The organism is Pseudomonas sp. S10E 269, from assembly GCF_002798465.1.
GTDB lineage: Bacteria > Pseudomonadota > Gammaproteobacteria > Pseudomonadales > Pseudomonadaceae > Aquipseudomonas > Aquipseudomonas pergaminensis.
The window spans coordinates 36,933-60,045 of record NZ_PHIJ01000001.1; the positions used below are offsets into that span (position 1 = coordinate 36,933).

Here is a 23,113-nt window from a genome sequence, read left to right on the forward strand (position 1 = left end):
TCAGGGTAATGGCAACTTGACTCGCGGCTTGCTCTCCACGAACAGCGCCCAGCTGGACATGAACAACGCCGCCACCAGTGGCCCGATCACGAAACCGTTCAAGCCAAACACCGACAGACCGCCCAGGGTCGAGATCAGGATCAGGTAGTCGGGCATCTTGGTGTCCTTGCCCACCAAAATCGGGCGCAGCACGTTGTCCACCAGGCCGATCACAAACACGCCAAACAGCGCCAGCACCACGCCCTGCCAGATCGAACCGCTCAACAGGAAGTAGGCGGCCACTGGCCCCCACACGATCCCCGCGCCCACCGCTGGCAACAATGACAGAAACGCCATCAGCACCGCCCAGAGCAACGCACTGGGGATATCCAGGAACCAGAAGATCAATCCGCCCAGCGCGCCCTGGGTCACGGCCACCAGCACATTGCCCTTGACCGTGGCACGCACCACCCGGTTGAACTTGAGCTGCAACCGGCGCTTCTGCGGCTCGGCCAACGGCACCGCCGTGCGCACCTTGCGCACCAGTTCCGGGCCATCGCGCAGCAAGAAGAACAGCAAATACAGCATGATGAAAAAGCTCACCAGGAAATCAAACGTGCCCTGCCCGAAGCTGAACGCCTGGGTCGCAAAGAACTGGCTGCCCTGCATCGCGCTCTTGACGATTTTCTCGCGCAAACCTTCCAGGTTGCCCATGCCAAAGCGGTCCAGCAGGTGCTGGAAGTACGGCGGCAACACATTCTTGAATTGCTCGATATACCCCGCCACGTCCAGCTTGCCGCTTTCCACGTTCTTATAAAGCGTCGCGCCCTCTTGCACCAGCAAGGCGCTGGTGATGATCACCGGCAGGATCGCAATGACCAGGCAGGCGCTCAAGGTGGCCAGGGAGGTGAAGTTACGGTTCCAGCCAAAGCGCAGCTGCAGGCGACGCTGCATCGGGGCAAAGATGATGCCGAGGATCACCGCCCAGAACACCGCGCCATAGAACGGCAGCAGTATCCAGATAAAGGCGACGGTCACCAGGCCCAGCAGCAACAGCAGGGTTTTGAATTGCAGGTTGGTTTGATTCATGTCCGGTCCATGTCAGAAAAGCAGAGGGCCCATGTAGGCCCTGTTGCTTAGTCCGCAGCGAAACCTGGGAGTGCCCTCGGTTATTGAACAAGCATAGACCCGCCCACAGCGCGTGGATCGACACCATCGTGCAATGTCCGCTGCCCCTGCCCCGTGATGAGATTGGCGTGCACTTGCAATACTCCATCACGCTCCCACCGGGGCTCTGTCAAACAGAGAGGCCATCATGCTTTTACACATGTCCACCTGGGCTGAAATCGAGCAATTTCTTGAACGCAGCCGCACCATTGTGATTCCCATCGGCTCCAACGAGCAGCACGGCCCCATTGGCCTGCTAGGCACCGACTGGATGTGTCCGCAGATCATTGCCCACCAGGCACAGGAAACGTCGGATATCCTGATCGCCCCCACCTTCAATATCGGTATGGCCCAGCATCACCTGGGCTTTGCCGGCACCATCACGTTACGCCCGTCGACGTTTATCGCGGCCATTGAGGACTGGGTGCTTTCCCTGGTTGCCCACGGCTTCGAGAAGATCCTCTTCCTCAATGGCCATGGCGGCAACATTGCCTCGATCGAAGCGGCATTTTCGCAACTGTATGCCCGCGCCAGTTTCGCCAGGCAATCCGCCGGGTTCGCCTTGAAACTGAGCAACTGGTGGGACCTGGAAGGCGTTGGTGCACTGGCCAACCGGCAGTTCCCCACCGGCCACGGGATCCACGCCACGCCGTCGGAGATTGCGGTGACTCAATGGGCCTACCCGGACGCGATCAAGTCGGCGACCTATTCGCCGCAAATCGCCAATTCCGGGCCGATTCGCGAGGCCCATGACTTCCGCGCACGCTTCCCGGACGGCCGCATGGGCTCGGACCCGGGCCAAGCGACGCCGAAAAAAGGCGGTGAGCTAGTCAGGCTGGCGGCCGAAAGCCTGGTACGCGAGCTGGAGGCATTCAGCCACGAATCAACTCCGCTCGGCCCGGTCAGCGCCTCGACTAACAACTGCTAACACCGCATAACTGGTGGCCAACGCGGCCAGGCATCACTCTTGAATCTCATCACCGTCAGCATTCAAGAGGGATGCAACCATGACCGAAGGTTATCGCGGCAATTGCCTGTGCAAGGTGGGCCGTCTCGGCAATGAAAGGCTGTGCACATTGATGGAGCATGTGCTCAACGGTGACCGAGGCGCCGTGTGGCGACTGTGGGACAACGTCACACCGTTATTGGTGGCTTTTTATGAGGGCCAGGCACAGGCCGGGCGCATTCGCCATGAAAACATCCAATACCTGGTACGTGAAGCCTTCCTGGCCGTGCTGGAAAATGCCGCAGGCTACGACGCTGCCACGCCGTTCCGGGCCTGGTTGCTGGAGATCGCCCGTACGACGCTGTTGGGATATCTGCCGTCCACCAGCGTCACCCCTCTGCTGAATTCGCCATCTATCCAGTGGGCAATTTGACTTTCCCACTGCCGTCGATTTTTCCCAGGAAATGCCCATGCTGAGCATCGAAAAAATTCTGTATTCCGGCCACACCTCTACCACAGGCGGTCGAGAGGGCGCAGGGCGTAGCGTGGATGGCCGGCTGGATATCAAGCTCTCCCCGCCCGGTGCTCCGGGGAGCGGCACCAACCCCGAGCAACTGTTTGCGGTGTGCTGGTCGGCATCGCTCCTGGCCGCGCTGCGCCATGCCTGCAATGCCCGGAAAATCCTGTTTCCGGCCACGGCGGCGATTGATGCCCAAGTCGACCTGCTGCACGGCGCACAGGGTTTTTTCTTGCAGGCGCACCTCAGCGTATCGTTGCCCGAGATAGAACCCGAGGTAGCCAGGCAATTGATTGAAGCGGCCCACCAGAATTGCCCCTATTCGAAAGCCACACGCCGCAACATCGACGTCAGCCTCACCCTGAACTGAGGTTCAGTGACTCGATACCTACGTGCAATCGCGGTGCCCTGAGGGGTCTGGTTTGATGCTCCCTGACACAACAATCAGAAACAAGGGGACTTGAGCATGAAAAAACTGACGACAGCCGCCGGCGCACCCGTGGTCGACAACAACCATTCGCAGACCGCCGGCCCCCGCGGCCCCGTGTTGTTGCAGGACGTCTGGCTGCTGGAAAAACTGGCGCACTTCGACCGTGAAGTCATCCCCGAGCGCCGCATGCACGCCAAGGGCTCCGGCGCGTTCGGCCGGTTTACCGTCACCCAAGACATCACCCGGTTCACCAAGGCCGACCTGTTTTCCCACGTGGGCAAGACCACGGATATCTTCGTGCGTTTTTCCACCGTGGCCGGCGAGCGCGGCGCTGCCGATGCCGAGCGGGACATCCGTGGTTTCGCCATCAAGTTCTACACCGAGCAAGGCAACTGGGACCTGGTGGGCAACAACACCCCGGTGTTTTTCCTGCGCGACCCGTTGAAATTTCCCGACCTCAACCACGCCGTCAAACGTGACCCTCGCACCCACATGCGTAGCGCGCGCAACAACTGGGATTTCTGGACCCTGCTGCCCGAAGCCCTGCACCAGGTCACGATTGTGATGAGCGACCGAGGGTTGCCGCAGTCCTATCGACACATGCATGGTTTTGGCAGCCACACCTTCAGCTTTATCAGCCCGGCCAACGAGCGTTTCTGGGTGAAATTCACCTGGAAAACCGCGCAAGGCATCCACAACCTCACCGACGAGCAGGCCAGCCAAGTGGTCGGCGACGACCGTGAAAGCGCCCAGCGCGACCTGTACACCAGCATCGAAGAGGGCCGCTTCCCGCAATGGACGCTCCACGTGCAAATCATGCCGGAGGCGGATGCCGGCACTTATGCGATCAACCCGTTCGACCTGACCAAAGTCTGGCCGCATCAGGACTATCCGCTGATCGAAGTGGGTGTCCTGGAGCTCAATCGCAACCCCGACAACTACTTCGCCGACGTCGAACAAGCCGCTTTCAACCCCGCCAACGTGGTGCCGGGCATCAGCTTTTCGCCGGATAAGATGCTGCAGGCGCGCCTGTTCGCCTATGGCGACGCGCAGCGCTACCGCGTCGGCGTGAACCATCATCAGATCCCGGTGAACGCCCCGCGTTGCCCGGTCAACAGCTACCACCGCGACGGGCAGATGCGCACCGACGGCAATGCCGGCAGCACCCTCGGCTACGAACCCAACAGCCACGCGCAATGGGTGGAGCAACCCGACTTTCGCGAACCACCGCTGGCCCTGGAAGGCAGCGCTGCGCATTGGAACCACCGGGAAGACACGGACTATTTTTCCCAACCCGGCGCACTGTTCCGCTTGATGAGCGCCACCCAGCAACAGGCCTTGTTCGACAACACCGCGCGTTCCATCCAGGGCGCCAGCCCCCAAGCCATAGCGCGCCATATCCAGCACTGCACGCAAGCCGATCCTACCTATGGCGCGGGTGTTGCCCGCGCCATCGAACTCTTAGGGTGAGCCAGATGGACCATATCGATCACATTATGATTGTCGACGACGATCGTGAGATCCGCGAACTCGTCGGCAATTACCTGAAGAAAAACGGCTTGCGCACCACGGTGGCCTCGGACGGTCGGCAAATGCGCGCCTTGCTCGATGCCACGGCGGTGGACCTGATCGTGCTCGACATCATGATGCCGGGCGACGATGGGCTGGTGCTGTGCCGCGAGCTGCGTGCGGGCAAACACAAAGCCACGCCGATCCTGATGCTGACCGCACGCAACGACGAAACCGACCGCATCATCGGCCTGGAAATGGGCGCCGATGATTACTTGGTCAAACCCTTCGCCGCCCGCGAGCTGCTGGCGCGCATCAACGCCATATTGCGCCGCACTCGCTCACTGCCGCCCAACCTGATCGTCAGCGAAGCCAGCCGCCTGGTGGCCTTCGGCAAATGGCGGCTGGACACCACCGCACGCCACCTGATGGACGCCCAGGGCACCATCGTCAACCTGAGCGGCGGCGAATACCGCCTGTTGCGGGTCTTTGTCGACCACCCCCAGCGTGTACTGAGCCGCGATCAATTGCTCAATCTCACCCAGGGCCGCGATGCCGACCTGTTCGACCGCTCCATCGACTTGCTGGTCAGCCGCCTGCGCCAGCGCCTGCTGGATGACGCGCGCGACCCGGCCTACGTCAAGACAGTGCGCAGCGAAGGCTATGTGTTCACCTACCCGGTGGAAATCCTGGGAGAAGCCTCGTGAAACGGCTGCGCTGGCCGCGCTCCCTGGCCTCGCGCCTGACGCTGATCTTTCTGACCAGCCTGGTGATCGCCCACGGGCTTTCCTTCGGGCTGCAGTTTTATGAGCGTTACCAAAGCGCCATGTCGCTGATGCTGGGCAATTTCGAACAGGACATCAGCACCTCGGTGGCCATGCTCGAACGCCTGCCCGCAGAAGAGCGTCAAGCCTGGCTGCCTCGCTTCGAACATGCCACCTATCGCTACCAACTGGATGAAGGCCAGCCTGGCCAGCCGATGGACATGACCACCGCGCCCGCCTCGGTGCACTCGATGGTGGCCACCCTGGGCCAGGACTACAGCCTGACCTTCAATACCATCCCCGACAAACGCCCGCATTATCAGGCGCACTTGCGCCTGCGCGATGGCACGCCGCTGACCATTGATGTGCGCCCACAAGTCTCACCGCTGTCGCCCTGGCTGCCGCTGTTACTGGGGGTGCAGCTGTTGCTGCTGCTCGGCTGCACCCTGCTGGCCGTGCGCACCGCGATTGAGCCGCTGACACGCCTGGCCAATGCGGTCGACCGCCTGGACCCCAACGGCGGCGGCGCGCGCCTGGATGAGAACGGCCCCACCGAGGTGGCCTACGCGGCCGTGGCCTTCAATACCCTGCAGGAACGCATCGCCACCCACATCAAGGAACGCATGCAACTGCTCGCGGCTATTTCCCACGACCTGCAAACCCCGATCACGCGTATGAAACTGCGTGCCGAGCTCATGGAGGAGTCGGTGGAGCGGGAAAAACTCTGGAATGACCTCAGTGAAATGCAGCACCTGGTCCAGGAAGGCCTGGCCTATGCACGCAGCATGGACGGCACCATCGAGGCCAGTCGCCGGGTCGACCTGCATTCGTTTCTCGACAGCCTGGTGTTCGACTATCAGGACGTCGGCAAACAGGTGGTGCTCACCGCGCCCACCAGCACCGTGATCGACACCCGCCCCCACGCACTGCGTCGGGTGCTGGTGAACCTGGTGGACAACGCGTTGAAGTTCGGCAGCGACGTCACGGTCAACGTCGAGCACCACGCCGATGCGCATCTGTCGATCCAGATCCTTGACCGTGGCCCCGGCATTCCCGAGGCGCAACTGCTCGACGTGGTCAAGCCGTTCTATCGCGTCGAAAGCTCACGCAACCGCACCACCGGCGGCACCGGGCTAGGCCTGGCCATTGCGCAACAGCTGGCGCACACCCTGCAAGGCGGCCTGACCCTGTACAACCGCGAGGGCGGCGGGTTGTGCGCGCAGTTGCTGCTGCCTCGCTGCCAGTCACCCATGCCGTCAGTCGCGGACCAGAAAGTCGCGCGGTGAAACGCCGATCGCGCGGCGAAACATCGCACTGAAGGCACTGGCGCTCACATACCCCAGGTCCTGGGCGATCCGGCCGATGGGCTCGCCATTCTCCAGCCGTTCCAGGGCACAGGCCAGGCGCACCTGCTGCACCCACTGGCGGTAGGTCAGGCCGGTTTCCTTGAGAAACAAGCGGATCAGCGTGCGTGAACTGGCGCCGACCTGGTCAGCCCAATACGCCACCGTGTGGGTTTGCCCAGGTGTTTCAAGTATCGCGCGGCACACCATCAGCAGTCGGCGGTCGAGCGGCCACGGGATCTGCAACGGCAAGGTGCGCGCGGCGGCCAGCTCGCTGAGGATCAGCGCCACCACGTGACTATTGCGGCCTTCAAGTTCGTACTCGATCGGCTCATTGGCCAGCACCAGAATCAGCTCACGCAACAGCAGCGATACATCGACGATCCGGCACCGGTCACCGAAACCGGCGGCCGCGTCGGCCTGGATATAGATCGAGCGCATCTGCACCGGCGTCAGCATCAGTTGATCGTGTTCTTCTTCGGCGGGAATCCACAGTGCCCGTTTGGGTGGCAAGAACCACAGGCTGCCCTGGGCAACGGCGCGCATCACCCCACTGACCGCATACAGCAACTGGCCGTGGCGATGGGTGTGCGGCGCGTTATAGGCACCGGCCGCCTGGTTGCGCACAAGGGCCATGAGCACACGGGGCACGTCCTGGTAATCCAGGTAGTCCTCGCTGCGTCCGTTCATTTCGACGGGTTTACCGACGGCGCGGGCATCTTGCTTCATGGTGGGCTCATCGCATTGTCACTTTGTCGATATAAGCTGGCATTTGTCGATTCTTGCACATTGCTACGATCGGTTCGACTTCCACGACCCGAAGAGCACGTCGACATGACCTCCACTGACAAGCACAGCCTGGCAGCCGTCCTCGGCCTGTTGGTGCTGTCCATCGCCCTGCGCCCCGCCATCGTGTCCATCGGGCCGATCCTGCTGTTGATCCAGGACCAGTATGGGTTGAGCTTTACCCAGGCGGCGCTGCTGACGTCGATCCCGGACGTGTGCATGGGTGTGCTCGCCCTGCTTGCGCCAGGCTTGAGCCGACGCTTCGGGTCGGACCGCTGCATGATTGCGGCCCTGGTGCTGATCGGTGCCGCGTGTCTGCTGCGGGCGGTCTCGCCGAATGCCGCGCTGCTGCTGCTGAACACCTTTGTGATCAGTGTCGGCATCGCCATCGCCGGCGCGTTGATGGGGGGCTGGATCAAAACCCACTTTGCCCACCGTCCGGCGTTTTTCATGGGTATTTATGCCGCAGGCTTGAGTGTCGGGGCCACCCTTTCTGCGCTGTTCACCGCGCCCATCACCGAACTCGCCCACAGCTGGCGTGTAGGCGCCGGTGCATGGAGCCTGTTGAGCGTCACGGCGGTGATCAGCTGGGTGTGGATGGCCCGGCGTTTCGAGGCCGATGCGCCTCGGCTGGCCCCAGCACCGGCCCGGTCGATCCGACTGCCGTGGCGCAATCCCCAGGCGTGGCTGGTGGCGCTGTACTTCGGTGCCAGCCAGTTTGTGGTCTATGCCCTGTTCGCCTGGCTGGCACCGTCCTCCACGGAAACGGCCGTCACCCACCTGTCCGCCGGCACCTTGCTGGGGCTGTTCACCGCTGTATTCGCGGTTGCCAGCGTCGGCGCCGGCCTGATCCCCGGCAAGGCCCATGACCGTCGCGGCCTGCTGGCCGTCTGCACATTGATCGCGCTGTTGGGCACCGCAGGCATGGCGTTTGCGCCGACGGCGTGGCCAACCCTGTACGTGTTGCTGGTGGCGATCGGCCTGGGCATGGCGTTCACCGTGGGCATGACGCTGCCACTGGACAATGCCAGCAGCCCTGCACAAGCCGGTGCCTGGACGGTATTCATGCTGTTTATCGGCTATCTGTTGGCCGCCTTGGGCCCGCTGTGTTTCGGTGCATTGCGCGACCACAGCGGCAACTACAGCCTAGCCTACGCCATGCTGTTTGCCGTGCTGGTCTTCATGCTGTGCCTGACGCCGATGCTCAAACCGGCCCAGACCAACGCCCTCGCGCCACACGCGGCCGAGGTTGTACGGACTTGAACCAACGTTGGGATCTCCTATCATGCTCAGACCGAAACAGGGTTCCAATCCCCTTGAATACACCTTCCTCTTTTCGAGAGCGCGATAACCGTGGAGTCCGCCCCTGACGACCTGCATGAGGCCGCGAGCCTGGACTTTGCCTTCGGCCCTTTTCGCGTGGTTCCGGGCAAACGCTTGCTCACGAAAGATGGCGCGGCATTGGAAATCGGCGGTCGTGCCCTCGACCTGCTGATCGCCCTGCTCGAACGCCCAGGACGCGTGGTGTCCAAACGTGAACTGATCAGCCTGGTGTGGCCCGACATCATCGTCGAAGAAGGCAGCCTGCGTTTTCACATGACCGGGCTGCGCCGCATTCTGGGCGATGGCGAAGACGGTGCACGCTATATCAACACCCAAGTCGGCGTTGGCTACGCGTTCGTCGCGCCGATGGAGCGCGCGGCGCGCCCTTTGCCTGCCCCGTACAGCCACCCTCGAGTGGCCAATGGCGTCGGCCGCCTGCCGCCGCGCCCCAGCCTGATCGGGCGCCACGCCGATGTGGCGCTGGTGATGGAGCGGCTGCGACAACCCAAGCTGTTCACCATCGTCGGCCCAGGCGGCGTGGGCAAGACCAGCCTGGCCGTGGAAACCGGCCACTGCCGCGCAGAGGAAGACGCCGTGCACTTCGTCGACCTGGCCCAGGTCGAGGATCCGGACTTGGTGCCCATCGCCCTCGCCAGCGCACTGGGCATTGCGGTGCAGGCCGAAGAACCGATGCAGGTGTTGCTCGCCCACCTGCGTGCGCAACGGTTGCTGCTGATCATCGACAATTGCGAACACCTGATCGATGCGGTCTGCGCCCTCGTTGAACAGATCCAGGATGCGGCCCCGGGCGTGGCCCTTCTCGCCACCAGTCGCGAACCGCTGCGGGCGCGCGGCGAGCACGTGTATCGGCTCGACCCGCTGGCCTTTCCCAGCGAGTTGCAGGACTTGAGCGTTGAACAACTGCTGGGATTTACCGCCGTGCAACTGTTTGTCGAGCGCGTGTACGCCAGCAATGCCGCACTGGCGCTGGCACCCGGCGATGCACGTCTGATTGCCGACATGTGCCAACGCCTGGAAGGCATGGCGCTGCCCATCGAATTGGCGGCAGTGCGCGTGGCGGTGCATGGCGTACACGCCACTCACGCCCTGCTCGGCGAGCGCTTTTCCCTGGGATGGGCCGGTCGCCGGACCGCGCTGCCACGGCATCAGACGCTGCGCGCAATGCTGGACTGGAGTTACGACCTGCTCTCGGCCAATGAACGCCTGGTGTTCGAGCGGCTGGCGGCATTTGTCGGACCGTTTGCCCTGGAGGCGGCCTCGCACATTGCCGCCGACGACTGGATCGACCCCGTCAGCGTGGCCGCGACCCTGGATGAGCTGGCCGCCAAGGGCCTGGTCACCGTGAACCGCAGCAACGCCACGGCCTCTTACCGCTTGCTGGAAATGACCCGCGCCTATGCGCGGGAAAAACTCCAGGTGCGGGGCCCATCCGAGGTGCACGCCCTGGCCTTCAGGCATGCGGCGTACCATATGGAGCAGCTCAAGCACCTGGGCGACACCCCTCACGCGATCTTCGCCAGCGCCACGCGGCTGGGTTGCCAGTTGGGCAATATCCGCAGCGCGCTGGAGTGGAGCTTCGGCCCTCAGGGCGACCCCGGCCTGGCACTGCCGCTGGCGGCGGCGAGTGCACAACTGTTCCTGCATTTTTCCCTGTTGGTGGAATGCCGCACCTGGTGCACCCGCGCCACTGAGTTGCTGGAACTCGGCTACTTCGGCACGCCCACCGAAATGGAACTGCAAGCCGCCCTGGGCCTGGTGCTGATGTTCACCAAGGGCAACAGCGCCGCCGCAGAAAAAGCCCTGTTACGCGCCCTGGACATTGCCATGAGCCTTGGCGAGCACCGCTCGCAACTGCGCCTGCTGGGGCGTTTACAGATTTTCTACGAACGCATTGGTGACTTTAAGGCGTCCCTGGCCTGGGCCGAACGCGCCGTGGAGATCAGCGCAGTGATCGCCAAGCCGGAAGCCATCGCGGTGGCCGCCTCCCTTGCGGGCATCTGTTATCACTTGCTGGGGGACCAGGCGTTGGCGCGCCACGCGTTGGAACACTCCCTGCGCAACAGTGTGCCGTCGCAGCGCAGTCTGACCATTCACTACGGCTTCGACCATCGCAACCGCACCGGCCTGGCCCTGGCGCGCACCCTGTGGCTGATGGGCTTTCCCGACCAGGCCAGGCGAGGCGCCCAGCAGGTCGAAACCGAAGCCGCCGCGCTGGACCATGCAACCACCTATTGCATCGCGCTGGTCTGGACCCTGCAGATTTACATCTGGACCGGTGACCTGCACACCGCCGCCGAGCGCCTGCACACCTTCAAGTCCATTGCCGAAGCCAACGCCTTCGGCCCCTATATCGCCGCAGCCATGGGCTTTGGCGCGGCGGTCGCCATCCGCGCAGGCCAGCCCGGCAATGCCGTCGCCGTCCTTGAGGAAACCCTGGCCCGCCTGCACGGCATGCGCTACGAATTGCTGACAACCTCCTTCGAGATCGCCCTGGCCGAGGGCTTGATCCTGGAAGGGCAATTTGAAAAGGCCCTGGTACAAGTGAAGGCGACCATCGAACACTGTCGACACAGCGGCGATGCCTTCCCCCTGCCGGAACTGCTGCGCCTCCAGGCCAGCATTCATAAGGCACAAGTGCCCGGCGACAACAAACGGCCTGAGACACTGCTGGAAGAATCCTTGAGCCTGAGTCAGCAGCAAGGCTCACGCAGCTGGGCGTTGCGCAGTGCCATCGACCTGGCCGCGCTGTGGCAGGCGCAAGGTCGTGGCAGTGAGGCCCAGCGTTTGCTGGGCCAACACCGCGAGCAGTTTTCGGAAGGCTTTGATACCCAGGACCTGCGCCTGCTACAGGCGCGCCTGGACGATGCTCAACGTACCTGAAAAAGCCTCAGGGCTTGGCCAAAGGGCGCAATGGGCGGAAGGCCTCGCGCAGTTCCTCGCTGAACAGTTGCGGCTGTTCCCAGGCGGCGAAATGCCCGCCCTTGCTGACCTGGCTGTAGTAGGACAACGAGGGATAGGCGCGCTGGGCCCAGGTTTTCGGGGCCTGGTAGATCTCGCGGGGGAACGCGGTAATGGTAACCGGAACCTTGATGGTGTCGGTCTTCTGCGCTGCGGCGCTGAAGTTATTGTTGTTGTTCTCCCAGTAGAAACGCGAAGACGCCGCACCGCTGTTGGTCAGCCAATACAGGCTGATGTCGTCGAGCATTTCGTCACGACTGAGCACACGCTCGGGCTTGCCATCACTGTCGGTCCAGGCGGCGAATTTCTCGTACATCCAGGCGGCCGTACCGGCCGGCGAGTCGGCCAGCAGATAGCCGATGGTTTGCGGGCGAGTGACCATCATCGCGCCGTACGCCGCGTTGCGCCCAAAGAAGGTACTCAGCGCGTTGTAGGCCGTGCGCTCAGGTTCGGTGAGGTTGGCGGGCGCCGGTTCGCCACTGTTGATCGGCTTGACCAGTTCAGGCGGCACGGTGGCCGGCATGTTCAGGTGAATGCCGAGCAAACCGGGGGGCGCCAGGCGGCCCAGCGCGTCGGAGATCACCGAGCCATGGTCGCCCCCCTGGGACACGTAATGCTGGTAGCCCAGGCGTTTCATCAGCACATCCCAGGCCTTGGCGACCCGGTCCGGGCCCCATCCCAGTTCGGTGGGCTTGCCGGAAAAACCGTGGCCTGGGATCGATGGGATCACCACGTCGAACGAATCTTCGATGCGGCCACCGTAGGCGACCGGGTCGGTCAGCGGGCCGATGGTTTTGAGGAATTCAAATTGAGAACCCGGCCACCCGTGGGTAAGAATCAACGGCAGCGCGTTCGGATTGCGCGAGCGCACATGAATGAATTGGATGTCGACCCCGTCAATGGTGGTCATGAACTCAGGCAGCGCATTGAGCTTGGCCTCGGCCTTGCGCCAGTCGTAACCATTGCCCCAGTACTTGACCAGTGCCTGTACCTGCGCCAATTGCACGCCCTGGGAGGTGTCGTTGACGGTTTCCTTATCCGGCCAGCGGGCGGCGGCGATGCGTTTATGCAGGTCGGTCAGTTGGGTTTCATCAACGTGAATGCGGTAAGGACGGATGGCGTCGGTGGCCGCCCACGCGGCCTGGCTGCCGGCGAGCAGCGCCAGGCCGAGCAACGAGGCCCGGCAGCGAAGCCGCAGGTAATGGGACGAAGCTGCAAGCATGATGAATCTCCTGTCGTGGCACTGCGCCCTCGTGGCCCGTGCAAGACCGATCAGACCATCGGCGTTTGCCGCGGACGATTGCACGTAGGTGTCGGTCGATACCTTTGTATGACTTGCCAGCAGAAGCGCCCGATGCTGCCATCCACCCTCGATAAATAAAGGACCCAAAACCAATGAGTGGGCAGGCAATCAGTTCGGCTACACCGGGCATTCCGACGTGGCGCGCTGCGTGGATCGTGGTGGGGCTGTGCTTGCTGTTCAATGTGATCGACGGCCTGGACGCCATGGCCATGGCGTTCACGGCCAGCCGCGTGGCCGCGCAGTGGTCATTGAGCGCGGCGCAAATCGGCCTGCTGCTCAGCGCCAGCCTGGTGGGCATGGCCTGCGGCTCGTTGGGGGCTGCGCCGATGGCCAACCGGCATGGACGCCGCCGGGTGTTGCTGGCGAGCCTGATGCTCAGCGGCATGACCATGGTGCTGTGTTTCTGGAGCCAGGGTTATTGCACTTTGCTGTGCCTGCGCTTGCTCACGGGTATCGGCGTGGGCGCGGTGTTGGTGGGCGCCAATGTCCTGACCCACGACCATGCACCGCCCACCCGTCGCAGCCTGGCAATTGCCTTGCAATCGGTGGCCTTTGCGCTGGGCGCCACCTTGGGTGGGGTGCTGGCCCATCTGCTTAATGACGGCCTCGGTTGGCGTTATGTGTTCCTGGCAGGGGGCGGCCTGACGCTGTTGGTCGGCGTGGCCGGCGTGCTGTGGTTGCGCGAGTCTGCGTCGCAGGTAGCGCTGGCGGCCGAGCGGCCAGGCCAAGGTTATCGCGGTCTGTTCAGCCACGGACGCTGGGCATCGACCTGCACCTTGGCCTGCGTATGCTTTTTGCTGATGTTCGGGTTTTATTTTGTGATGAACTGGACCCCCATGCTGCTGACCCATAGCGGTTTTTCCGCACGCCACGGCATCACCGGCGGCATGTTGCTCACGGTTGGCGGCATGTTCGGTGCACTGCTGTTGGGCTTGGGTGCAATTCGCTGGGGCTGCAACCGGTTGCTGTGCATGTGCCTGCTGCTCAATGCCGTGCTGATGCTGCTGATGGTGACGGCCACGCGCATACCGCTGCTGGCGATTGCCACGGGGTTCACGGCCGGCCTGTTGCTCTATGCCGCCATTGCAGCGCTGTTTGTGCTCGCGCCCCAGACGTTCGACAGCTCCGAACGTACGCGCGGCGTGGGCCTGGTGCTGGCCGCGGGAAGGCTGGGGGCCATTGTGTCGCCCACGTTCGCCGGTGTACTGCTCGACGCCCAGTGGCGTCCCCAGGATCTGTTTACCTTCTATGCGGGCAGCCAATTGCTGGCTGCCCTGCTGATCTGGCGCAGGCGCCGGCCTAGGCTTGAGGCAGGATAATCAGCTTGCCTGTGCTGCGGCGTGACTCGATATCCCGATGTGCCTGGTGCGCCTGCGCCAATGAATAATGCTGGCCGATGTTCACCTTGAGCCTTCCAGTACTTACCCAGGCGAACAACTGCTGCGCGCGGGCCAGCAGGGTCTCGCGGTTACGCACATGATGCATCACCACCGGGTAGGTCAGCTTGACGCTGCGCTGGATGGAAAAGATATCGATCGGCGCAATCGGGTCCATGAACGGGCCGAAAAGGGCCAAGGTGCCGAAGTAATCCAGCAGATTGAGTGACTCGTTGAAACCTTCATTGCCGGTGCCGTCATACACCACATTTACCGCGTGCTTGCCCACCAGGCGTTCGACCTGACCGGCGATATGCCCGGCGTGCCCGATCACCACGTAATCGGCGCCAGCCGCCAATACGCTGTCAACCTTGTCGGCATGGGAAACCCGGCCAATCGCCTGGCCGCCGAGCAGCTTGACCATCTGCGTCAGCATCAGCCCTACTCCCCCCGCCGCAGCGTGGATGAATGCCACGTCACCCTTCTGGATCGCGTGCACGTCAAACACCAGGTTGCTCGCGGTGAGGCCTTGCATCATCAGGCCGGCGGCGGTTTCGAAGCCGATGTCATCGGGCAACGGCACCAATTGGCTGACCGGGGCGATGACCTGTTGCGCATAGCTGCCAGGGACGTAATACCAGGCCACCCGATCACCGGGTGTTACCTCAGTCACCTCCGGCCCGACGGCCAGCACCACGCCCGCGCCCTCTGCGCCCAGCGTCAGCGGCAACGGGCTGGCGGCGCCGAGACCTCGGCGCGCGCCGGTATCCATGAAATTCACCCCGGCGGCCATGACCTGAACCAGTGCCTGCCCAGGCCCTGGCCGGGCCAGTGAAACCTCTTGCACGGCCAAGACTTCGGGGCCGCCAAATGCGTTGATCATCACTGCTTTCATCGTGTTCACAGCCTTCAACATCCGTCAGCGTCGGATGACGCCAAACCTGCCGCCATGCTGTGCAGCACGTGTATCTGCGGCATGTCGGCAAAGCAGCAGGTTTGAATGACTGTGTAACGTCAGTCACGCTGGATACAGTGGCTTACGTTCACACTAGGTTGAGCACCACATCGATGTTGCCACGCACCGCCTTAGAGTACGGGCATGTCTGGTGGGCACCTTCAATCAGCGCCAGCGCCACATTCCGCTCCAAGCCCGGCAGGCTGACGTTCAAGCGTGCCCGCAGGAAGTAAGCGTCGCCCTCCATGCACAGGTCGACTTCAGCATCGATGGCCACGTCAGCCGGCAACTCGACCTTCAACTTGCGCGCCGCCAACCCCAGGGCGCCGTTGAAACAGGCCGACCAGCCGGCCGCGAACAGTTGCTCGGGGTTGGTACCGCTGCCTTTGGAGCCCGGCGGGGAATGGAGGATGTCCAGGCGCCCGTCGTCGCTGCGCGAGGTGCCCCCGTCGCGGGCACCGGTGGTGTGGACTTTGGCGGTGTAGAGTACTTGTTTGGCGGTCATGGCAGAGCTCCGGGAAATTGAGGAAAGCGCACTCGGGATGCGCGACTCAATCAAAACAGCATTCGTGCCCGCCATCGATAACACGATGGTATCGTTTGCCTGCCCGCCAGCGTGGGCATGCGACACCTAAGTATGATGGGCGAACAGCCGCCCACAGGGCATTCTCTGCGCACGGCGCCTGTCACTAGAGAACCGGTATGTCGAATGAATTCGATCGCGTCGTCGATGCACTGCCTGGGGTGGCCTTCACCGCCGTGGCGGACGGCAGCGTCGACTACGTCAACCAAGGCTGGTGCGCCTACACCGGACACAGTGCCAGCGCAGCCATCGGCTGCGGCTGGCAGGCGGCCGTGCACCCGGACGACCTGCAGACCACGCTCAACGCCTGGCGCGAGGCGGTACGCAGTGGCGAGCCCTATCGCAAGGAACTGCGCCTGCGCCAGGCAGACGGTACCTACCGCTGGTTTGTCAGTGACGGCAAGCCGATGCGCGACAGCCAGGGCCGGATCCTCCGCTGGTGGGTGATCAGCGTGGACATCAACGAGCAAAAGCGCGACAAAGCCTTAATCGCCCACGCACTGGCCGAAGCCAGCGCCTCGGAAGACCGCCTCAGCAACATCATCAACGCCATTCCCGGATTTGTCTGGAGTGCGGCGCCCGACGGCAGTGTCGGCTTCGTCAACCAGCGCTGGTGCGACTACACCGGCATGAGCCTGGACGAAGCGCGCGGCGATGGCTGGGCGCGCTCGGTCCACCCCGACGACGCCGAGCAACTGGCACAGTATTGGGGTGCCCTGCTGCAGTCGGGCGAAGCCGGAGAGTACGAGGCGCGGTTGCGCCGCTTCGACGGCGACTACCGCTGGTTCCTGGTGCGCGCGGTACCGCAACGTGATGCGTGGGGCGTGGTGCTGCGCTGGTACGGCGAGAACACCGATATCGAAGACCGCAAGCGCGCCGAAATGCTCGCGGCGAGCATCGCCATCGAACGCCGGTTATCGGAAGAAACCCTGAGCAAGGTGCGCGCGGAGCTGGCGCACCTGGCACGTGTGGCGAGCCTGAGCACCGTCACCGCCTCGATTGCCCACGAAGTCAATCAGCCGCTGGCCGGCATCATCACCAATGCCAGCACCTGCCTGCGCATGTTGGGCGCCGACCCGCCGAATGTCACCGGTGCCCTGGAGACCGCGCGGCGTACCATTCGCGATGGCAACCGCGCCGCCGAGGTGATCAACCGCCTGCGTGCGCTCTTTTCGAAGAAATGCATCACCCTCGAACCAGTCGATTTGAACGAGGCGGCACAGGAGGTCATCGCCATGCTGCTGGGCGAATTGCAGCGCAATGACGTGAAGCTGATCCCGGAATTTGCCGACGCGCTGCCCACCGTCAACGCCGACCGCGTGCAACTGCAACAAGTGATCCTCAACCTGATCCTCAATGCCACTGAGGCGATGAACACCATGACGGGTCGTTCGCGGCACCTGCATGTCACCACCGGACTGGATGAACAACAGAGCGTCTACCTTGCCGTGAAGGACAACGGCAATGGTTTCGACCCGCAGGATGCCGAGCGCCTGTTCCAGGCGTTCTACACCACCAAGGCCACCGGCATGGGCATTGGGCTGTCCATCAGTCGCTCCATTATCGAGCGCCATGATGGCGTGTTGTGGGCCACCGCCCATGACGGCCCCGGGGCCACTTTCCGATTTGCCCTGCCGCGCATGACCGACCAGGACGCCGACTCGACCAAGGAGGGAATCTGATGGAACAGCCTGTTCTTATAGCGGTTGTCGATGATGACGAATCGGTGCGCGAATCCCTGCCGGACCTGCTCCGGGAGTTCGGTTTTGCGGTCGAAGCGTTTTCCTCGGCGCCAGCGTTCCTGGCATCGCCCCATGTGACAGGCACGCGCTGCCTGATCCTGGATGTGGCGATGCCAGGCATGTCCGGCCCGGAACTGCACGCCACCCTCCAACTGCGCGGCCATGGCATTCCGGTGATCTTTATCACTGCCCATGGCGATGCCGGCGACCGGCTCAAACTGATGCGCACCGGCGTGGTGGACTGCCTGATGAAGCCGTTCAGCGAAGCGCAATTGCTCAAAGCGCTGAGCGCGGCCTTTCCAGTCGTCTGAACCGCTCCAGCAGGGAGCTATCTTGAAGGAGCTATCATGATGTATTCGACTCACCCCATCGCCCATGCACGCAGAGCCGCGCCGATGACCGACACCCAGCCGATCGTATTCGTTGTCGATGACGATGTTTCTGTGCGCGAATCCCTGGAGCTGTTGATCCGGTTCGCCCAGTGGCAGCCCCGGCTGTTCGAATCGGCCCAGGCGTTTCTGAGCCAGCCGCGTGCAGACGTGCCCACCTGCCTGGTGCTGGACATCAACCTGCCCGACCTCAACGGCCTGGACCTGCAAGCCGCCATCGCCAACGAACGCCCGGACACGCCGATCATTTTCATCACCGGCTACGGCGACATCCCTCTGACGGTGCGCGCCATGAAGGCGGGGGCGGTGGAGTTCCTGACCAAGCCGTTCAATGATGACGTGCTGTTGACCGCGATTGCCGGTGCCCTCGAAAAGAGCCGCACCCTGCTGGACCAACAGGATCAATTGCGCGTCCTGCGGGCGGCCTACGCCACCCTGACGCCACGGGAGCAGGAAGTGATGACAAGGGTCGTCGCGGGGCATATGAACAAAGTCATTGCCTGCGACCTGGCGATCAGCGAGATCACGGTCAAGGCCCATCGGGGCAAGGCAATGCGCAAAATGAAGGCCCGCTCGTTGGCGGACCTGGTCAAGATGGCGGCTTTGCTGGCAAAGCCGCTGCATTGAGTCACTGAGGGGCCTTGGCCTCGTTCAACAGCGTCTGGATCATCTGCTCCTGCGCGTCATAACGACCTTCGCCAAAGTGGGTGTAACGCACCTGCCCCTTGGCGTCGATCAGGTAATGGGCGGGCCAGTACTGGTTGTCGAAATTGCGCCAGATCGCATAGTTGTTGTCGATGGCCACCGGGTAGGTGATACCCAGCTTGCGCACCTGGTCCTTGACGTTGCCGATGATGCGCTCATAACCGTATTCCGGGGTGTGGACGCCGATCACCACCAAACCGTCCTTCTCGTATTTCTTCGCCCATTGCTTCACATACGGCAGGGTGTGCTGACAGTTGATGCAGTCGTAGGTCCAAAAATCCACCAGCACCACTTTACCTTTCAAGGATTCGCGGGTGAGTTCGGGTGAGTTGAGCCACTCGACCGCACCGGCCAGCGATGGCATGGCGCCCTTGGTATTGTCCCGCGCCGGGTCGGCCTTGACCTTGCTCACCACGTAATCCACCACTTTGGGCACGTTTTCCAGCACGCCTTTTTCCAGGCTGCTGACCCCTTCGGACGATGTGCCGGCGAGCAGGGTCTTGTCCGCTCCGGTGGAAATCACCACCGCCGCCGCCAGTACCGCCACCCCGGCACCACGGCGCAGCCAACCGGTCACTGGAATAGAGGCCTTGAGTCGATTGACCAGGCCACGCCCGGCAAAAATCAGCGCACCCAGGGACAAGGCGCTGCCCAGGCCGTAGGCCACCAGCAACAGGCTGGTCTGCCCATTGGCGCCTTGCAGCATTGCGCTGGTCAGGATCACACCCAGGATCGGCCCGGCGCAGGGCGCCCACAGCAGGCCTGTGGCGACGCCGATCATCACTGACTTCAGCGGACCGGACAGCGTGCGGCTGTCAGGATCGATACGGTTGCCCAACAACACGAAGGGGCGCGCCAGCCAGCCACCGACCCGCGCCGAGATCAGCGACAGCGCAAACAGCCCCATCACGATCAGCGCCAGGTGGCGGCCGGTGTTATTGGCCTGTATCACCCACTCCGTGCTGACCACCGCCAGGCTGGACACCAGCGCGAAGGTCAGGACCATGCCGCCGAGGGTCAACAGGATCGATCGGCGGGTGCGGTCGACGCCGGCGAACAGAAACGGCACCACCGGCAGGATACAGGGGCTGAGGACGGTCAGGATGCCGCCCAGGAATGCGATGAGTAGCATGGTGTTCACCTTATCGAGTGGGGAGACGGCGTCACGCTGTCTGGTGGTCCAGCGCCTGGCCGAGCGGTGTGCGGCGGCTGCCGTCCTCTACCAGCAGGTCATGGCCGGCGGCGTGTTGCACCGGCGTCAGTTGGAAGCAGGTGCTGGCGGCGCAGCTGCTTTTCTCCACGGCGGCGTTGGCGTGCACGGCAGTGCCGGCAAGGGCAAAGGCGGTGGCGGTCAAAAAGCGGGTCAGCGGGTTCATGGCGGTCTTCCTGTGGCAAACAATGGGAGGGGACAGCGGGACTCAGTTATCGCCGACGCAACCGTCGCCGAACTTGAGGTAATCCAGCACCTGGGTCTTGTCGTGGGAGTCCAGGTAGGTCATGCGCGCATTCACCACGCCGCAGGTGGACTTGGAGTCCTGGCTCATCGATACCACTTGCTTGATGTCCAGGTGCGTGCCGTAGTTGTAGGTCTGAGCGGTAACGGCGGCTTCGGCGCGGGCCGACAAGGTGCAGATGTTCAGGGCGGCAAACAGGCAGGCGGCGTAGATGGCTTTGGTGTTCATGGTGGTTGACTCCAGGTTCTCAGGGTTGGAGGCGGTGTGCCTCGTTGGAATCAATTAAAAGCCCCTGAGGTATCGCGCCTGTGTCGGAAAACCGCGCGGATAAATCGATACGTATCCACAGCCCCGGCCGATACACAGCGATACAAAAAGCCCAAAGGACGACCTGGATCAATAAACCGCCCTCGCCGCTCGGCTACCTTCGCGACCTTTTGCGACCCGTGCCCATGCCTCCCATCCTCGCCCCCGAACTGCTCGCCCCCGCCGGCACCCTGAAAAACATGCGCTACGCCTTTGCCTACGGCGCCGATGCGGTGTACGCCGGCCAGCCGCGCTACAGCCTGCGGGTGCGCAACAACGCGTTCGACCATGCCAACCTGGCCCTGGGTATCCAGGAGGCCCACGCCTTGGGCAAGCGTTTCTACGTGGTGGTCAACATCGCGCCGCACAACGCCAAGTTGAAGACCTTCCTCAAGGACCTGGCCCCGGTGATCGCCATGGGCCCGGACGCGCTGATCATGTCCGACCCTGGGCTGATCATGCTGGTGCGCCGGCACTTTCCGCAGATGCCTATCCACCTCTCGGTACAGGCCAATACGGTGAACTGGGCCAGCGTGGAGTTCTGGCAGCAACAAGGGATCTGCCGGGTGATCCTGTCGCGGGAGTTGTCCCTGGAAGAAATCGCCGAGATCCGCCAGCAAGTGCCCGCCATGGAACTGGAAGTATTTGTACACGGCGCCTTGTGCATGGCCTATTCCGGGCGCTGCCTGCTCTCGGGCTATATGAACAAGCGCGATGCGAACCAGGGCGCCTGCACCAACGCCTGTCGCTGGAAGTACCAGGCGACGCCGGCGGTGGAAAACGCCACGGGGGATATCGTCCAAGCGTTCCAGCCGGAACCGACCCTGGGCATCGGTGCGCCCACCGACCAGGTGTTCCTGCTGCAAGAAGCCAACCGCCCCGATGAACAGATGCCCGCCTTCGAAGACGAGCACGGCACCTACATCCTGAACGCCAAGGACCTGCGCGCGGTGCAGCACGTGGATCGCCTGACCCACATGGGCGTGCATTCGCTGAAGATCGAAGGCCGCACCAAATCGCACTTCTATTGCGCGCGCACCACCCAGGTGTATCGCCAGGCCATCGACGATGCGGTGGCCGGCCGCGCCTTCGACCGCACCCTGATGACCGACCTCGAATCCCTGGCCCAGCGCGGCTACACCGAGGGTTTCCTGCGCCGGCATGTGCACGATGAATACCAGAACTACCAGAACGGCAGTTCGGTGTCGGAACGCCAGCAATTCGTCGGCGAGCTGACCGGCGAGCGCCGGGGCGAACTGGCCGAGGTCAAGGTGAAGAACCGTTTCGCCGTGGGCAATCACCTGGAATTGATGACCCCCGCCGGCAACTTTCACTTTGACCTGGCCACCTTGCACGACGCCAAGGGCGAGACCATTGACGTGGCGCCGGGGGACGGGCACACCGTGTATGTGCCGCTCCCGGCCGAGCTGGACCTGCGCTTTGGCCTGCTGATGCGCGACGTCTAACGGGTCGCCGCGCAGAACCTGTGGATCGTCGCGCAAGCCTGGCGCAACGACGCCTCATCCAGGGCGTAGGCGATCCGCAGGTAAGGCGCCAGCCCGAACGCGCTGCCGTGCACCACGTCCACATCGGCCTCGTCGAGCAGGGCGTGGGCCTTGGACACACCGTTCATCGTCAGTACCCGAGGCGCTAGGCGCGGTTCGACAAGGGGCTGTGATCGGTATATTCGTATTAACGTTAGGCCAACATACGCCCATGCTATGGTTGATCAGATCCGGAACTGGCCGACCAACTGTCCCAGGCGCTGCCCCAGGTCCGCCAGGCTGCGGGAGGTCTGGGCACCCAATTGGGTCTCATCGGCGACGCTGTCCACCGCCACGGCAATCTGGTGCACGCTGCGGTTGATCTCTTCGGCCACGGCGGTCTGCTCTTCGGCGGCGCTGGCGATCTGGGCGTTCATCGAATTGATGGTGCCGATCAACTGCGCCATGGTGTCCAGGGACGCCCCGGCTTCGTTGGCCTGGGCCGAGGTGCCGTCGCCGGCATCGCTGGAGCGGCGCATGGCATCCACGGCGGCTTCGGTGCCTTTTTGCAGGCGGTCGATCATGCCCTGGATTTCCTGGGTGCTGGTTTGGGTGCGGCTGGCCAGGGCGCGCACTTCATCCGCCACTACCGCGAAACCACGTCCGGCCTCCCCTGCCCGCGCGGCTTCGATGGCGGCGTTGAGCGCCAGCAGGTTGGTCTGTTCGGCAATGGAGCGGATCACGCTGAGCACACTGACGATGGAGGACACGTCCTGCTGCAAGCTGTCGAGGGACACGCCACTGCTGCGGATGTCGTTCACCAGCGCATGGATTTGCGCGATGCTGCCGTCCACCACGCGCTTGGCGGCCTGGCCTTCGGCGTCGGTTTGCTGGGCCGCCACCGACGCGCCTTGGGCACTGCGCGCCACTTCCTGGGCGGCGGAGGACATCTGGTTGATCGCGGTGGCGACCTGGTCGGTTTCGTGGCGCTGACGCTCCATGGCCTGCTCGGAGCGCTGGGCCTGGTCGGAGACCTGGCTGACCAGGCCGGTGAGTTGGGTGGTCATTTCGGT

The 23,113-nt window shown here is 63.2% G+C and carries 22 protein-coding genes and 1 pseudogene; 13 read left to right on the plus strand and 10 right to left on the minus strand.

Going from position 1 to position 23,113, the window contains the following annotated elements; all coding sequences use genetic code 11:
- Positions 1 to 1,068 carry an AI-2E family transporter gene (locus CWC48_RS00200; protein ID WP_078047789.1) on the minus strand — a complete coding sequence of 356 codons (1,068 nt, stop codon included), beginning with the start codon at positions 1,066 to 1,068 and terminating at the stop codon, positions 1 to 3.
- 226 nt (positions 1,069 to 1,294) lie between these two features.
- On the opposite strand from CWC48_RS00200, the gene CWC48_RS00205 reads away from it, so the two are divergent.
- From CWC48_RS00205 to CWC48_RS00230, 6 genes are all read left to right on the plus strand, one after another.
- Positions 1,295 to 2,074 carry a creatininase family protein gene (locus CWC48_RS00205; protein ID WP_099494540.1) on the plus strand — a complete coding sequence of 260 codons (780 nt, stop codon included), beginning with the start codon at positions 1,295 to 1,297 and terminating at the stop codon, positions 2,072 to 2,074.
- A 79-nt stretch (positions 2,075 to 2,153) separates the two neighbouring features.
- The gene (locus tag CWC48_RS00210) at positions 2,154 to 2,525 is read left to right on the plus strand and encodes an RNA polymerase sigma factor (RefSeq protein WP_099494538.1); all 372 of its coding nucleotides are present in this window, start codon (positions 2,154 to 2,156) and stop codon (positions 2,523 to 2,525) included.
- A 37-nt stretch (positions 2,526 to 2,562) separates the two neighbouring features.
- Entirely contained in the window at positions 2,563 to 2,979 is a 417-nt protein-coding gene (locus CWC48_RS00215; protein ID WP_100491098.1) for an organic hydroperoxide resistance protein, read from the plus strand.
- Between the two features lie 96 nt (positions 2,980 to 3,075).
- Complete coding sequence (locus CWC48_RS00220; protein WP_100491099.1) at positions 3,076 to 4,509, plus strand: catalase; 1,434 nt, start codon at positions 3,076 to 3,078, stop codon at positions 4,507 to 4,509.
- Between the two features lie 5 nt (positions 4,510 to 4,514).
- Complete coding sequence (locus tag CWC48_RS00225; protein WP_099494558.1) at positions 4,515 to 5,255, plus strand: response regulator; 741 nt, start codon at positions 4,515 to 4,517, stop codon at positions 5,253 to 5,255.
- Complete coding sequence (locus CWC48_RS00230) at positions 5,252 to 6,598, plus strand: HAMP domain-containing sensor histidine kinase (protein WP_100491100.1); 1,347 nt, start codon at positions 5,252 to 5,254, stop codon at positions 6,596 to 6,598. Before CWC48_RS00225 ends, CWC48_RS00230 begins: the two co-directional genes overlap by 4 nt.
- Here the strand turns inward: CWC48_RS00230 and CWC48_RS00235 are convergent.
- The gene (locus CWC48_RS00235) at positions 6,569 to 7,384 is read right to left on the minus strand and encodes a helix-turn-helix transcriptional regulator (RefSeq protein ID WP_100491101.1); all 816 of its coding nucleotides are present in this window, start codon (positions 7,382 to 7,384) and stop codon (positions 6,569 to 6,571) included. The genes CWC48_RS00230 and CWC48_RS00235 overlap by 30 nt on opposite strands.
- A gap of 105 nt (positions 7,385 to 7,489) precedes the next feature.
- Here CWC48_RS00235 and CWC48_RS00240 point away from each other — a divergent pair, with 105 nt between their 5' ends.
- Positions 7,490 to 8,704 (plus strand): CynX/NimT family MFS transporter, encoded by a 1,215-nt coding sequence (locus CWC48_RS00240; protein WP_099494529.1) that lies wholly within the window; start codon positions 7,490 to 7,492, stop codon positions 8,702 to 8,704.
- Between the two features lie 90 nt (positions 8,705 to 8,794).
- Positions 8,795 to 11,665 carry a winged helix-turn-helix domain-containing protein gene (locus tag CWC48_RS00245; protein ID WP_100491102.1) on the plus strand — a complete coding sequence of 957 codons (2,871 nt, stop codon included), beginning with the start codon at positions 8,795 to 8,797 and terminating at the stop codon, positions 11,663 to 11,665.
- A gap of 7 nt (positions 11,666 to 11,672) precedes the next feature.
- Here CWC48_RS00245 and CWC48_RS00250 read toward each other — a convergent pair whose 3' ends face one another.
- Positions 11,673 to 12,965: an epoxide hydrolase family protein gene (locus tag CWC48_RS00250; protein ID WP_100491103.1), complete on the minus strand. Its 1,293-nt coding sequence runs from the start codon at positions 12,963 to 12,965 to the stop codon at positions 11,673 to 11,675.
- Between the two features lie 173 nt (positions 12,966 to 13,138).
- Between CWC48_RS00250 and CWC48_RS00255 the strand changes: the two genes are divergently transcribed.
- Entirely contained in the window at positions 13,139 to 14,365 is a 1,227-nt protein-coding gene (locus CWC48_RS00255; RefSeq protein ID WP_100491104.1) for an MFS transporter, read from the plus strand.
- Here CWC48_RS00255 and CWC48_RS00260 read toward each other — a convergent pair.
- Both CWC48_RS00260 and CWC48_RS00265 read right to left on the minus strand, forming a co-directional pair.
- Complete coding sequence (locus CWC48_RS00260) at positions 14,346 to 15,317, minus strand: quinone oxidoreductase (RefSeq protein ID WP_177409462.1); 972 nt, start codon at positions 15,315 to 15,317, stop codon at positions 14,346 to 14,348. The genes CWC48_RS00255 and CWC48_RS00260 overlap by 20 nt on opposite strands.
- Before the next feature lie 148 nt (positions 15,318 to 15,465).
- On the minus strand, positions 15,466 to 15,882 hold the full coding sequence (locus tag CWC48_RS00265) for an organic hydroperoxide resistance protein (RefSeq protein ID WP_099494521.1): 417 nt from the start codon (positions 15,880 to 15,882) through the stop codon (positions 15,466 to 15,468).
- A 197-nt stretch (positions 15,883 to 16,079) separates the two neighbouring features.
- Between CWC48_RS00265 and CWC48_RS00270 the strand changes: the two genes are divergently transcribed.
- From CWC48_RS00270 to CWC48_RS00280, 3 genes are read left to right on the plus strand one after another with little or no spacing between them, the layout of a single operon-like run.
- On the plus strand, positions 16,080 to 17,642 hold the full coding sequence (locus CWC48_RS00270) for a PAS domain-containing sensor histidine kinase (protein WP_100491105.1): 1,563 nt from the start codon (positions 16,080 to 16,082) through the stop codon (positions 17,640 to 17,642).
- Entirely contained in the window at positions 17,642 to 18,013 is a 372-nt protein-coding gene (locus CWC48_RS00275; RefSeq protein WP_100491106.1) for a response regulator transcription factor, read from the plus strand. The genes CWC48_RS00270 and CWC48_RS00275 overlap by 1 nt, the downstream gene beginning before the upstream one ends.
- Before the next feature lie 39 nt (positions 18,014 to 18,052).
- A complete protein-coding gene (locus CWC48_RS00280) occupies positions 18,053 to 18,718 on the plus strand; it encodes a response regulator transcription factor (RefSeq protein WP_099494517.1) in 666 nt (221 codons plus the stop codon).
- 1 nt (position 18,719) lies between these two features.
- Here CWC48_RS00280 and CWC48_RS00285 read toward each other — a convergent pair whose 3' ends face one another.
- Genes CWC48_RS00285 through CWC48_RS00295 form a run of 3 tightly spaced genes read right to left on the minus strand, consistent with a single transcriptional unit; the run spans position 18,720 to position 20,478 of the window.
- Positions 18,720 to 19,928, minus strand: coding sequence for a cytochrome c biogenesis protein DipZ (locus tag CWC48_RS00285; RefSeq protein WP_100491107.1), 1,209 nt, complete (start codon positions 19,926 to 19,928; stop codon positions 18,720 to 18,722).
- A 31-nt stretch (positions 19,929 to 19,959) separates the two neighbouring features.
- The gene (locus tag CWC48_RS00290) at positions 19,960 to 20,172 is read right to left on the minus strand and encodes a hypothetical protein (protein WP_078047787.1); all 213 of its coding nucleotides are present in this window, start codon (positions 20,170 to 20,172) and stop codon (positions 19,960 to 19,962) included.
- A gap of 42 nt (positions 20,173 to 20,214) precedes the next feature.
- The gene (locus CWC48_RS00295) at positions 20,215 to 20,478 is read right to left on the minus strand and encodes a DUF2790 domain-containing protein (RefSeq protein ID WP_038845122.1); all 264 of its coding nucleotides are present in this window, start codon (positions 20,476 to 20,478) and stop codon (positions 20,215 to 20,217) included.
- Between the two features lie 224 nt (positions 20,479 to 20,702).
- On the opposite strand from CWC48_RS00295, the gene yegQ reads away from it, so the two are divergent.
- Positions 20,703 to 22,022 carry a tRNA 5-hydroxyuridine modification protein YegQ gene (gene yegQ / locus CWC48_RS00300; protein WP_100491108.1) on the plus strand — a complete coding sequence of 440 codons (1,320 nt, stop codon included), beginning with the start codon at positions 20,703 to 20,705 and terminating at the stop codon, positions 22,020 to 22,022.
- On the opposite strand, the pseudogene CWC48_RS00305 reads toward yegQ, so the two are convergent.
- A pseudogene (locus CWC48_RS00305) lies at positions 22,019 to 22,171 on the minus strand (aspartate transaminase); the annotation flags it as partial. The gene yegQ and the pseudogene CWC48_RS00305 overlap by 4 nt on opposite strands.
- A gap of 114 nt (positions 22,172 to 22,285) precedes the next feature.
- Positions 22,286 to 23,107, minus strand: a complete 822-nt coding sequence (locus CWC48_RS30725) for a methyl-accepting chemotaxis protein (RefSeq protein ID WP_371857058.1) — start codon at positions 23,105 to 23,107, stop codon at positions 22,286 to 22,288.
- Positions 23,108 to 23,113: the final 6 nt, after the last annotated feature.

Coding starts and splice junctions, on each gene's coding strand:
- CWC48_RS00200 (WP_078047789.1), bottom strand. CDS start 1,068: ATGAATCAAACCAACCTGCAATTCAAAACCCTGCTGTTGCTGCTGGGC.
- CWC48_RS00205 (WP_099494540.1), top strand. CDS start 1,295: ATGCTTTTACACATGTCCACCTGGGCTGAAATCGAGCAATTTCTTGAA.
- CWC48_RS00210 (WP_099494538.1), top strand. CDS start 2,154: ATGACCGAAGGTTATCGCGGCAATTGCCTGTGCAAGGTGGGCCGTCTC.
- CWC48_RS00215 (WP_100491098.1), top strand. CDS start 2,563: ATGCTGAGCATCGAAAAAATTCTGTATTCCGGCCACACCTCTACCACA.
- CWC48_RS00220 (WP_100491099.1), top strand. CDS start 3,076: ATGAAAAAACTGACGACAGCCGCCGGCGCACCCGTGGTCGACAACAAC.
- CWC48_RS00225 (WP_099494558.1), top strand. CDS start 4,515: ATGGACCATATCGATCACATTATGATTGTCGACGACGATCGTGAGATC.
- CWC48_RS00235 (WP_100491101.1), bottom strand. CDS start 7,384: ATGAAGCAAGATGCCCGCGCCGTCGGTAAACCCGTCGAAATGAACGGA.
- CWC48_RS00240 (WP_099494529.1), top strand. CDS start 7,490: ATGACCTCCACTGACAAGCACAGCCTGGCAGCCGTCCTCGGCCTGTTG.
- CWC48_RS00250 (WP_100491103.1), bottom strand. CDS start 12,965: ATGCTTGCAGCTTCGTCCCATTACCTGCGGCTTCGCTGCCGGGCCTCG.
- CWC48_RS00255 (WP_100491104.1), top strand. CDS start 13,139: ATGAGTGGGCAGGCAATCAGTTCGGCTACACCGGGCATTCCGACGTGG.
- CWC48_RS00260 (WP_177409462.1), bottom strand. CDS start 15,317: ATGAAAGCAGTGATGATCAACGCATTTGGCGGCCCCGAAGTCTTGGCC.
- CWC48_RS00265 (WP_099494521.1), bottom strand. CDS start 15,882: ATGACCGCCAAACAAGTACTCTACACCGCCAAAGTCCACACCACCGGT.
- CWC48_RS00270 (WP_100491105.1), top strand. CDS start 16,080: ATGTCGAATGAATTCGATCGCGTCGTCGATGCACTGCCTGGGGTGGCC.
- CWC48_RS00275 (WP_100491106.1), top strand. CDS start 17,642: ATGGAACAGCCTGTTCTTATAGCGGTTGTCGATGATGACGAATCGGTG.
- CWC48_RS00280 (WP_099494517.1), top strand. CDS start 18,053: ATGTATTCGACTCACCCCATCGCCCATGCACGCAGAGCCGCGCCGATG.
- CWC48_RS00285 (WP_100491107.1), bottom strand. CDS start 19,928: ATGCTACTCATCGCATTCCTGGGCGGCATCCTGACCGTCCTCAGCCCC.
- CWC48_RS00290 (WP_078047787.1), bottom strand. CDS start 20,172: ATGAACCCGCTGACCCGCTTTTTGACCGCCACCGCCTTTGCCCTTGCC.
- CWC48_RS00295 (WP_038845122.1), bottom strand. CDS start 20,478: ATGAACACCAAAGCCATCTACGCCGCCTGCCTGTTTGCCGCCCTGAAC.
- yegQ (WP_100491108.1), top strand. CDS start 20,703: ATGCCTCCCATCCTCGCCCCCGAACTGCTCGCCCCCGCCGGCACCCTG.
- CWC48_RS30725 (WP_371857058.1), bottom strand. CDS start 23,107: ATGACCACCCAACTCACCGGCCTGGTCAGCCAGGTCTCCGACCAGGCC.